Annotated in this window: 7 protein-coding genes and 1 pseudogene; 6 read left to right on the forward strand and 2 right to left on the reverse strand. The window is 54.3% G+C overall.

Translation table 11 applies throughout. The features are described from left to right. A pseudogene (locus KCG46_RS12775) lies at nt 1–169 on the forward strand (IS6 family transposase); the annotation flags it as partial. Between the two features lie 132 nt (nt 170–301). On the opposite strand, the gene KCG46_RS12495 reads toward KCG46_RS12775, so the two are convergent. Beyond that, nucleotides 302–1,564, reverse strand: a complete 1,263-nt coding sequence (locus tag KCG46_RS12495; protein ID WP_218405779.1) for an alpha/beta fold hydrolase — start codon at nt 1,562–1,564, stop codon at nt 302–304. Nucleotides 1,565–1,734: 170 nt separating this feature from the next. Between KCG46_RS12495 and KCG46_RS12500 the strand changes: the two genes are divergently transcribed. Then, on the forward strand, nt 1,735–2,388 hold the full coding sequence (locus tag KCG46_RS12500; protein ID WP_218405780.1) for a TetR/AcrR family transcriptional regulator: 654 nt from the start codon (nt 1,735–1,737) through the stop codon (nt 2,386–2,388). Between the two features lie 73 nt (nt 2,389–2,461). Beyond that, nucleotides 2,462–4,936: a TonB-dependent receptor gene (locus KCG46_RS12505; protein ID WP_255552008.1), complete on the forward strand. Its 2,475-nt coding sequence runs from the start codon at nt 2,462–2,464 to the stop codon at nt 4,934–4,936. Between the two features lie 326 nt (nt 4,937–5,262). Here KCG46_RS12505 and KCG46_RS12510 read toward each other — a convergent pair whose 3' ends face one another. Continuing rightward, nucleotides 5,263–6,042, reverse strand: a complete 780-nt coding sequence (locus KCG46_RS12510) for an acyl-CoA thioesterase domain-containing protein (protein ID WP_218405782.1) — start codon at nt 6,040–6,042, stop codon at nt 5,263–5,265. Nucleotides 6,043–6,127: 85 nt separating this feature from the next. Between KCG46_RS12510 and KCG46_RS12515 the strand changes: the two genes are divergently transcribed. From KCG46_RS12515 to KCG46_RS12525, 3 genes are read left to right on the forward strand one after another with little or no spacing between them, the layout of a single operon-like run. Continuing rightward, nucleotides 6,128–6,760 (forward strand): TetR/AcrR family transcriptional regulator, encoded by a 633-nt coding sequence (locus KCG46_RS12515; protein WP_218405783.1) that lies wholly within the window; start codon nt 6,128–6,130, stop codon nt 6,758–6,760. Next, nucleotides 6,757–7,950: an efflux RND transporter periplasmic adaptor subunit gene (locus tag KCG46_RS12520; protein ID WP_218405784.1), complete on the forward strand. Its 1,194-nt coding sequence runs from the start codon at nt 6,757–6,759 to the stop codon at nt 7,948–7,950. Before KCG46_RS12515 ends, KCG46_RS12520 begins: the two co-directional genes overlap by 4 nt. Further along, a complete protein-coding gene (locus KCG46_RS12525; protein ID WP_255552009.1) occupies nt 7,950–11,033 on the forward strand; it encodes an efflux RND transporter permease subunit in 3,084 nt (1,027 codons plus the stop codon). The genes KCG46_RS12520 and KCG46_RS12525 overlap by 1 nt, the downstream gene beginning before the upstream one ends. Nucleotides 11,034–11,123 lie beyond the last annotated feature (90 nt).

The raw sequence follows: 11,123 nt of genomic DNA on the forward strand, positions 1-11,123 counted from the left end.
GGAGCGAGCGATGATCAGATTCAGGCAGATGAAGAGCTTACAAAAATTCGCCTCAGTCCATGCCAATGTCCACAACCACTTCAACGCCCAACGCCACTTAGTCGACAGAGAAACCTACAAGACCTCCCGCTCAGCCGCCTTGGCTGAGTGGCAAAATCTCATGGCCTGAACTCAAATCGGGTAAGGGAGAGCTTTGCCAATCGGAGACAAGTTGCGATTAGACTGACAGCACCTCGTTGAGTGGTCGCAGAGGGAGCGCTTGGCGCACTATACTCGGGCCCTGAAGAACATGGCGTCAAAGTCACTGCGCTCGATACGGCAGGTCGTCGCAATTGCCCGGCAAGTCCTCGCCCGCAAAAGCCGCTTTCACAAACGGAATAGAGTCTATCGGTGAGTACGGCACCACCTCACGGTGATTGAGTTCAGGATAAAGAACCGACGTGACCTTTGTGCCCTTGGCGCAAAGATCGCGCGCCAATGTCGCCTGCATTTGCGGTGGGGTGTCGCGGTCTAGCCCGCCTGTACCCAGAAACAGCGGCGCTTTGAGGCCAAGAGTCGGATAGCCCATTCGCGCAAATCCTTGCCGTAAGGGAAGGCTTGGCGACTGGGCAAAGCTCTTGCGCCTTGTCAGCTGAGCATCGCTCACCAGCGTCTTGATCTCAGCATAACACGCATCGCTAACCCGGTTGGCGATCGGCCATGCCTCGTCCGTGATGTAATCGCGCATCACGAACGATGGATCGACCTGTTGCACCAGTGTCATGGCCAAGAATGTATAGCCGAGCAGCGGATCAACCCGGTCTGGTTGTTGCAACCGTTCAAGAAACTGCACGACCTGCGGCGTGAGATAGGGCGCTCCGGTTGCAACCACGCCGACAATGTCGATCTCTGGTGCATAGATCGCTGCGTAATCAGCGGTCGCAATGGCCGCGCCTGCGCCTTGTGATTGGCCGAAAAGCGCGACTTTTTCCGAGATAGGAAAATCGCCTGCGGTGACTGCGCGAATGATATCAAGATTGCTGTAAGCCGCAGGGCGCGTCGCCAAGTAAGGATGTGTGCCCTTAGTGCCGAGGCCTTGGTAATCGCTGGCGACGATCGCGTACCCTTCGGCCAGAAAGCGGTTGAGATATTCCTGATCCTGCTCCTGGCGGCCATTCCATGATGGAGCGCAAATATCGGCCACGCCAACAGTGCCATGCGTCCATGCCATGAGCGGCCAGCCACCCTCTGGTGCTTCGCCTTTTGGAAGGTAGAGGACGCCGGAAACGGGTAAGATGCCGTCGTTAGCCAGCCCATCGGTCGCTGTGTAAAGCAATCGCAGATTTGTGCCTGCATTGGCCAGCGACTGTTTAGCTTCCAACGGTTCCCGGCGCAGCAATTTCCCCGGACCATGACTAAGCGACTGTGCGTATTCGTAAAAAGCAGACAGGCTGCTGTCACCCACGGTTGCAGCATCATAAACGGTGGCTTGTGAAGCGGCAGGAGCACTGTTTTGAGCAGGCATTGTCGAGCAAGCGGCCAGCGCCGTTGTGAGCCCCAAGAGAACGGTCCGAGCGAGTTTCATCTAACAGCTTCTCCCAAGCTTACGGTCGATTTTGTCATCGCACCTTTACACATTCCAAATGCCGCGCCATAAAACCCGAACACCTGTTCGCTTTTGGAAGGCAAGAGCGGAACAAGTCAAGGTTATTGCGAGCGGGCAAGTCGTAGGGGAGAACGGCGCTGACTGTAGAAATGCATCCTGTTGCAGATGGATCAGCCGGGCGGCGCACACCGACCCAGGACCGCGCTATCGCGAGCCGTGCGGCCATCGTGAAAGGAGCAAAACGCCTCTTAAACGAAGATAGCATTGCCGATTTTAGCATGCGAAAATTGGCTCAAGCCTCGGGCGTTGGGCTGGGCACGATTTATGATTACTTCCCCAGCTGGACCGATATTGTGCGCGTCCTTCTGGATCAGCGCTTTGAACTGCGGCGGGAAATTTTGACCTCAACGCTGGACGATATTCCCCGCGAAAAAGGCCTCGTAGTTTTTGTGCCAGCTTACTTGGAGCGCTTGTCGCAAAAGGGTTTTTGGCAAACTTACGACATTCATTTGCGCGGCGCGGCAGACGCAGACCCTGCTTTGAAAGAGAAATTCGACTCGCAAGAAAGACAGATTGCGCAAAGCTATATTGAGCAGATGAAGCGTGCGGGATCGAATTGGGCCGATGCGCAATTGTTGCAAATGGCCACGGTGAACATGAGCGTTTCCCAAATGCTCATCGGAAATACAGATCGACAGCCGGAGGAGCAAAACCTTCAGCTGATGATGGTTGCCAATATGATTTTGGCCAACCTGAAAATGGCGCTGCGACCACGAAATGCCAAAGAGCAGTCGCACCGCTAAAGCATTCAAGGGAGAGGAACTAATGAGGAAATTTTCGAGACTTTTGACAGGCTTGGCGTGTTCCACGGCCATTATGCCAACCGCCGCATTTGCACAGGATGCAGAGCAACCTACCGCAGAAGAAGCCGAAGGCGTCATCATCGTAACGGCAACACGCCGGGCGCAAGATGTGCAGGAAATTCCAATTGCTGTTACCGCAGTTAATCAGGTGCAGCTTGACCGCCAAGGCGTCGTGAACGTGCAAAACCTGACGCAAGTCTCGCCAAGCTTTTCAACGTCTCAGGCGCAAAACTCATCCGGCACCGTTGTTCTGCGTATTCGCGGCGTTGGCACCACCTCAAACAATATCGGTTTTGAGAGTGCTGTCGGCATCTTTGTTGACGGGGCCTATCAATCACGGCCCGGTATCGCCTTGTCAGAATTTGTCGATATCGAACGCGTCGAAGTTCTTCGCGGACCACAAGGCACATTGTTCGGTCGGAACACTTCAGCCGGTGCGCTCAATATCACGACCAAACGCCCTGAACTTGATTCGGTGGGCGGCTTCGTCAACGCAACATACGGCAATTTCGAACATATGAATGTCCAAGGCGCAGTTAACATCCCTATTGTTGAGGATAGCGTCGCAGTTCGCTTTGCGGGTGCCTATCGCAAGCGCGACGGTTTTGTGACTGTTCTCGATCGCAATGGTGATTTCCTGCAGGACACAAACTCAGTCGATCAGTTCCTTGTTCGCGGTCAGATTGGATGGGAAACCGATAGCGGTTTCCGCGGGCGGATCATCGGCGACTACTCAGAATCGTCGGGTGATTGCTGTGGTTCGGTCGAGCTTCTGCAGTCTCCGGTTGAAAGCAACGGGCTGTTTAACTTTGTCACCTTGGGTGCGCGTGGCGGAATGTCGGCTCCAGTCGTGGCAACAAGTCCGTTTGATCAAACGACCGCAGAGCAAGCGCTCGATAATCGGATTGCGACGGCTGATACCCTTCACCTTGCCGCTTCAAACCAATGGGGCGTGACCGCCGATCTGGAATTCCCGATCAGCGACAGCGTCGATCTGTTTTATGTCGGCTCCTATCGGCAGTACACCAACGACGAGAGCTATGATTCAGATTTCTCTGGCCTCGACGTGTTCAACGTACTGCCTGGCTCGGTAACTGATATCGACACCATGACTCACGAATTGCGGTTGCAAGGCGAAGCGTTCAGCGGCGCGCTGCAATGGATGATTGGTGGATATTATTCCGAAGAAGAAATCACCCAGAGCGTGAACTTTGGATTGGGTGAAGATTATGGTGAGCTCATCGGCGCACTCTTATTCGCGCCCACAAATGGAGGGTTCGGAGCGAACCCGCTCACTGTCTTGTCAGGCGGGGTAGACCCTTCCGTAGTGAGAGCGACGAACCGCTATACGCAAGACAGCACCAGCTGGTCTATCTTCACCCATAATACTTTGGAGATTACAAACGGCCTCGATCTAACGCTGGGCCTGCGCTATTCGGACGAAAGCAAGGATGGCTCGTTCACTCAGCCTTCTGTCAACAACCTGCTTTGTCCGGCCATCCTCGGGTCTATCGGAGCTGGGAATGTTCCAGGCCCGTTGATTAACACCATTTTCGGCACGGGCTGCTTCGCGTTTACCGCGCCTGCAATCGGTTCAGATGCCAACCCGTTTCCACTGCCGCGTCCATTTGACACAAACTTTGAAGATGACGAGCTGATCTACACGGTAAAGCTTGGTTATGAGTTTGCGGCGCCAGTGAATGTCTACGCTGCTTTCACGCACGGTTACAAAGCGGGCGGTTTCAACCTCGACTCAACGGCAGCGGCTGGAGGGGCGGATCCCCGCTTTGATTCAGAAGTTGTCGATTCTTACGAAATCGGCATGAAAGCCCGGATGCTGGATGACGCGATCACAACCAACATTGCTGCATTCTATCAGGAATTCACCAACTTTCAGGTGCTAGAATTCACCGGTGCGCAGTTTCAAACTTTCAACGTGCCTTTGGCGATTTCAAAGGGTTTCGAGCTTGAAACCGTCATCAGGCCAACGGATGGTCTGACAATCAATGGCGGCGTGACCTACGTTGATGCATCCTATCCGAGCGACTGTGCTGCAACAACGGACGCTTTGCGAGTTCAAAACCTTTGCGGCAATGAACTGACCAACGCGCCTCAATTGGTGTCGCTTTTGGGCGCTACCTACACTCAGGATATTGGCGATAGTCTGACATTCTTCCTGAATGGTCAGGCACGGATAGAAAGCGATCGTCGCACCTCGACACAGGCGCGAGCGGTTCCAACCACTGCGGCTGACCTTGGGACAACAGCGCTGCTTCCATTCGACGTTCAAGACGGCAATGTGAAGATCAACTTGCGCGCAGGGATCGGCGACATCGACGATGCGTGGACAGTCGAGGCGTGGGTTACAAACCTCACCGACGAAGTGACGAGAGGTGTTACATTCAACACCGTTCTGCGGTCCGGTTCACGCTCTGCATTCACGCAGCAGCCGCGCATGTACGGTGTAACACTGCGAGGACAGTTCTAACTCCAACTCTCCACGGAGTTAAGAAACTTGGCGGGTGGCTTTCGGGCCGCCCGCCATTTTTGTATCTAGTGCGGCCGATTAACGGGATAAATCAATCGAGCGTTCTCGAGGTGCAATGGCAACTTCCACCCCCATAATCAGCCGTAAGGTGGCTCTGGAGGCTGTCCTGATAGCGGTCTGTCAGGTTTGCCACGCTACTGCCCAAAAGCGGCTGATCGGCAAACGACCCACATCGAGACGTAGGCAAACAAATTCCTAGATCCCAAAAAACGGAAATTATCCGAAGCCTGCCCGTCCATGCAGAACGCGAATACGCTTGGCTCAGCCTATCGAAAAATGCTGGTTTGATAGCTCGTCGCGAGCAGCAATCCGTCCTCTCGAAAGACACGAACCTCCTGATTTGCAGTGTTACCGTGGATTGCGGCACAGTTTGTCTCAAGAATGAGATAGCCTCCACCGCTGCTTGGCATCTGGTCATCGCGGCAATAGATATGAGTGGACAGGGAAATTGTAGAGGCAAATCTGAGCTGCTGGGACGCAAAAAACGTCCTCGGCATCGGCGTGTCACAAATCATCGCAAGAAGTTGCGCATCAATAGTGCAGCGCGTTTTAGGTCGAAGCAATACCACAGACTTGGGCTGCTCGTTCACCGAAAGCGGCTTCCCAGCCACCATGTGCTGATCAAAGCTGCTTAGCCACTTCGGCGTCAGCGCCGAGGCCTCAAGAGGCGGGTATTGGTCCGCGGCACCCGTTTCAGGCGCCTTGGCACTGTAGGATAGGTCAGTCTCGCCTCTGATCGCTGCTGCGATATCTGCTGTCACCAGTAGACGCCCCTGCTCATCCGACACCGAAACCCGCCAGAAATCAGTCGTCCTTCGCTGCGCGCTTAAATCGACACTGACATGCAGCTGACCCTCCTTGACCGGAGCGACGAACTGCATTTGCTTAGTAATTATCTCGCCGCGAAATTGGCTGTCCAATTTAACTGCGGCGATCACTACGGCGGCAAGCCACCCTCCGAATGCGCTGTTAAAGTTCCAGAACGCCTGATCTGTTTGGATGGCATAGTGCCGTTCGGTCAGGCTCTGAAGATCGAGATTCAGCATATTCTTCCTTTTCCAGCTAATGCGCTAGCAAATCTAATGTTTACGCTATAAACAAAGTTTACAACATATACACGAGGATTCTGTTTTGGCTTTAAAATCTTACCATCACGGTGATCTGAGGAGCGCAATTCTGCATGAGGCTCGCAGTGTTTTAGAGGCTGAGGGTGAGAGCGCCATGACGATGCGTCTTATTGCTGAACGGGTCGGTGTAAGTGCGATGGCGGCCTACAAACACTTCGCCAATCGCGATGCCATTCTTCAGGCGCTGGCGATTGAGGGCTTTAACAAGCTCGCGAAAGTTACCTCTCGTGCGCGCGCGAGACACAAATTGATGGCTGACAAGCAGCTGACAGCGATTGGCGTTGCCTACATCATGCATGGCATCGGTCATCCCGGCGTTTATCGCGTGATGTTTGGTCAGTTGAGCTCCGGGATCCCCGACCCGGGTACGAGGATTGCCGCAGATCAAGCCTACAGCGTTTTGTGCGGCTGTTTACGAGACAATTCTGACTACTTTGGTTTTGAAGCGAGCGAGGCAGAGGCTCATGCTTTCTCCGCATGGTCAATGGCACATGGAATGACGTCATTATTTGTCGAGGGGCATGCTCGAACCCGCAATTTCACGACGAAAGCACAGCAGCGCACGCTTGCCACAAAAGGTGCGGAATTGGTTACACGGGGGCTCTCCTTTCGCAAAGCAGGCGAGGAGGCCCAATGATTGAGCTTTTGACAAGGCGCGGCAACCGGTGGGCAATCGCAGCTGCCTTGTTCGCATTTCTCACGCTGTCAGTTTGGTATTCCTTCGGAGCAGGGCAAACAGCACAACCTGACGAGAAACCCGCTACTCCAGTTGCCGTGGACATTGTCCAGGAACAATCGGAATACACTGTTTCGAGGACCTTTGCTGGCCGTCTGCGCGCATCCAATGTGACTGATCTGAGTTTTGAGCTGCCGGGCCGGATCAACCGATTATATGTGGAAGCGGGTGACCGAGTTAGCCGCGGAGCACCTTTGGCCCGCGTTGATATTGATGAGCTGATCAGCCAACAGTCTGAGCTTTCTGCTGTCTTGCAAGAGGCAGAAGCGCGACTGCTTCAGACATCGGCCCGCTTTCAGCGGATAGAAGCCCTCGACCCACGTTTTGTAACCCTTCAGCAGCTTGATGATGCACGTGCGGACCGTGATTCTGCAAAAGCGCGGGTTGATCAGGCGACCGGCGCTCTGCGGCGGCTTGAGACAAATCAGCGCAATTCACTTCTAGTCGCGCCATTCTCGGGGGAAATTGTCAGTCGCAGCGCGGATGCCGGTTCGGTGGTTGGTGCGGGGCAAACGGTGTTTCGCCTAAGCGGAGGCGGTCCCATGGAAGCGGATGTCGGTGTGCCGGCCAGATTTCGAGACCAGGTTCGGCTGGGCTCTGAATATCGGATCACGAATGGAGAACGCGAAACGATTGCTATAGCCAAGCGTATCGTCGACGACATCAATCCGAGGACAAATACCCTCACAGTGAGGTTCGTTCTTCCCGAAAGCACTGGCTTTGTCGTCGCTGAAACAGTGCGGCTCACACTTCAGGAAACTCTCGAAACCAAAGGAATGTGGGTCAAGAACTCGGCGCTTGTTGAGAGCTTGAGAGGACTCTGGGCGGTATATGTAGTGAGCCCAGATTCGGATCAGGATGATGATAGTTCAGGCGCACTGACCGGTATCGTAAAACGTCAAGATGTCGAAGTAATTCATAGTGAGGCTGATCGAAGCTTTGTTCGCGGCGCGCTTACCAATGGCAGTCTGGTCATTCGCGATAGCCCATTTCGGTTTGTCCCGGGACAGCGAGTTTTGGTGAAAGACACCAACGGTCCGGAACACACTTCGCAAGGCAAGCTGGCCGAAAGCGGAGCTGCCAGCCAGTGATGACGCTCTTCTATGATGTCCGGCGATTGCTGGTGCTTCTCGTTTTGCTCATCCTTGTTGGAGGATTGGGCGCGCTGAGCTCAATGGCCAACGAGGAAGATCCGCGCATCACAAACCGTGTAGCGACCGTTTTGACTTCATTCCCCGGAGCAGGCGCCGCGCGCGTCGAGCAATTGGTAACTGAGCGAATTGAAGCGCGGTTGAAACAGCTTGACGAGGTTGATGAGCTGCGATCGGTTTCCACAAACGGGCTTTCGTCGATCGCGGTTGTGTTGAAGGATAGTATTACCGAGCCCGATACCCCATTTGGACTTGTCCGGGATGCTTTGGCAGACGTTTCCGCCGATCTTCCAGCGGGGGCGGCCGATCCGGTGTTCGATGATACGCGCGCTGGTGCTTACACCATGCTGGTGGCGCTGACATGGGAAGCTGAAAGCGACGAAAATCTGGTTGTGATGCGCCGCTCAGCCCTCGAATTGCAAGACCGCATGAGAGCCTTTCCAGGAACGGAATTGGTCACATTGCACGGCGCATCGAGAGAGGAAGTTCGCGTTGCTCTCGACCGATCAGCATCAGCGGCATTAGGGCTATCCAAAGATCAGATTGCAAGGGCAGTCGAAGCAGCCGACGCAAAGGTTTCCGCTGGTCAATTCAAAGGCGACCAGACTGAATTGAACCTTGAAGTTCGCGGCGAAATCGATGGGCTAAGCCGGTTGAGAGAGACAATCATCGGACAGTCTCAGCAAGGCCTTTCCATCCGCCTTGGCGATGTAGCCACGCTTTCGCGCGGCGTTGTCTCTCCTGCGACAGACCTTGCCTACCACGACGGTGAGCCCGCTATAGTCATTGCAACGCGCATGCAGGCGGGATTGCGAGTCGCTGATTGGACGAAAGACGTCCAGCAGCTGGTGCGGCAATTCGAACTGGATGTTTCAGATGGTGTGAAGGTCGAGATTATCTTCGATCAGGGTGAGTATGCAAGTGAGCGCTTTCAGACGCTCGTAGGAAATTTGCTCATCGGAGCAGGGCTAGTGATCCTGGTCCTGTTTGTGACGCTCGGCTGGCGCTCTGCGCTGATCGTCTCGGCGGCCATTCCGTTGACCGGGCTCGCGTCGTTGATTATTCTCAACCTGCTAGGCAGACCGATCAATCAGATATCAATCACCGGTCTGATTGTAGCCCTTGGGCTGCTTGTCGACGCGGCGATTGTGATGACCGATTCTGTCCGTCGGTATTTGTTGGATGGCACGTCGCCAAGAGAATCTGTGCGGCTTTCGGTAAAGCGTTTATGGCTGCCATTGTTCAGCTCCACGCTCACAACAGTGCTGGCATTCGTGCCGCTCGTCATTCTTCCGGGAGGCGCCGGGGAATTTGTCGGCGGTATCGGCAGTAGCGTGATCGTTGCGTTAATCGCCTCTCTTGCTCTCGCAATGACGGCCATCGCCGCCTTGGCGGGCATATTCCTGAAATCCTCGCAGCAGGGTTCTGAGGCAAAAGGCCGGTTTGGCTTTTTGCAATCAGGCGTTCGGGCGACTTGGCTGGCTCAGCGTTTCGAGGCGTTATTTTTAAAAAGCCTTACCATGCCGAAAAGCTCGATCGCGATTGCCTGTATCTTGCCGTTTGCCGGCTTTTATGGCGTCACGACCTTACCGACATCCTTCTTCCCCGAAGCAGATCGCAACCAATTCTATGTCGAACTGCGATTGCCAAGCCAAAGCTCTATCGAGGAGACGGCTGAGGCGGTCTTGCAAGCGCAGCAATATCTCGAAACCAACGAAGAGATTGTGCAGATATCTTGGTTCGTTGGGCGTTCAGCGCCGAGTTTCTATTACAACATTGCAAACAATCAGGACGGCAACGCCAGCTATGCTCAGGCGATGATCACCACGCGGTCTATTGGCCGGTTAAGGCCAACCATAAATGAAGTGGGTGAGGCATTGCGGGCTAGGCTGTCTGACGTCCAGGTGATCAGCAGGCAGCTCACCCAGGGTCCACCAACTTTCTCTCCGATAGAGCTTCGGGTTTTTGGGAATGATATGAAAGTGCTTCAGGATTTGGGCGAGAAGTCGCGTCTGATTTTTGCACAGATCGATGAAGTCACGGCTACTAACCCATCCTTTGCTGGAGGCGAGCCTAAGCTATGGCTGGACCTCGATCCGGACCGGGCTCGACAGTTTGGGCTTGGTGTAGGGCAGGCATCAGACCAGATAAGAGCCGAGCTTGATGGTGTTGTTAGCGGATCAATCATTGAGGGAACCGAAGAGCTGGACATTCGAATCTGGACGGCGCGAGAAGATCGAAACGAGCTAAATGATCTGGCGTCGCTGGAGTTCGTGGGCGGTGATCAATCTGAAAGCTCCGCACCCATTCTGGCGCTTGGCGAGCTTGAGCTGTTGCCCGCGCCTGCGACTTTGCGCCGGTTCCAAGGACAGCGGGTCAATATCATTTCGGGATATGTTGCGGCAGGTGAAATTCCGTCGACCGCGATAGAGAAATTCAAACTGGCCTGGGATGAAGCTGGTCACGAAATGCCCGCTGGATACAGGTTTCAGTTCGGCGGTGACGAGGAAGCAAGATCAGACAATTTCAACGCCCTTATAGGCATTTTCGGCATCATCTCGATCATAATGCTGGCGACAATTGTGCTGACATTCAATTCATTCCGGCTCGCTGCGATCATATTTGTCGTAGCGATCCTGTCGACCGGGCTCGGCATGTTATCCCTGGCGGTTTTTCGTTTCCCCTTTGGTTTTCAGCCTATCGTGGCGCTCATCGGATTGATCGGGGTCGCAATCAACGCGGCAATCATTATCCTCTCTGGACTACGTTCGAATGAAGCTGCGCGGCAAGGCAATCACGCCGCCATTAGCACCGAGGTAATGGCGACCTCGCGTCATATCTGGTCAACAACCATCACCACATTTGGCGGCTTCTTGCCCCTAATATTGTCAGAAGGTGGGTTCTGGCCGCCTTTTGCAACGGCTATTGCTGGCGGCGTGCTGCTATCAACGGTGGTTTCGTTTTTTCTCGTCCCGCAGATGTTCTTGATTTTGACAAAGTTGCAGAGACGGGCCGGGCACTAGGGCTGTACACCGGGCTTCTCAATTCCGGCCTTAGATTACTAGGGCCGAAGTACGCGCATAGGGCTCAGTTTGCTTTGGCGTTGGATCCAC

This window comes from Erythrobacter crassostreae, assembly GCF_019204045.1.
Classification (GTDB): Bacteria; Pseudomonadota; Alphaproteobacteria; order Sphingomonadales; family Sphingomonadaceae; genus Erythrobacter; species Erythrobacter crassostreae.

Bases quoted from the DNA above. Each gene is read 5' to 3' on its own strand.
- KCG46_RS12495 (WP_218405779.1), bottom strand. From the start codon at position 1,564: ATGAAACTCGCTCGGACCGTTCTCTTGGGGCTCACAACGGCGCTGGCC.
- KCG46_RS12500 (WP_218405780.1), top strand. From the start codon at position 1,735: ATGCATCCTGTTGCAGATGGATCAGCCGGGCGGCGCACACCGACCCAG.
- KCG46_RS12505 (WP_255552008.1), top strand. From the start codon at position 2,462: ATGCCAACCGCCGCATTTGCACAGGATGCAGAGCAACCTACCGCAGAA.
- KCG46_RS12510 (WP_218405782.1), bottom strand. From the start codon at position 6,042: ATGCTGAATCTCGATCTTCAGAGCCTGACCGAACGGCACTATGCCATC.
- KCG46_RS12520 (WP_218405784.1), top strand. From the start codon at position 6,757: ATGATTGAGCTTTTGACAAGGCGCGGCAACCGGTGGGCAATCGCAGCT.
- KCG46_RS12525 (WP_255552009.1), top strand. From the start codon at position 7,950: ATGACGCTCTTCTATGATGTCCGGCGATTGCTGGTGCTTCTCGTTTTG.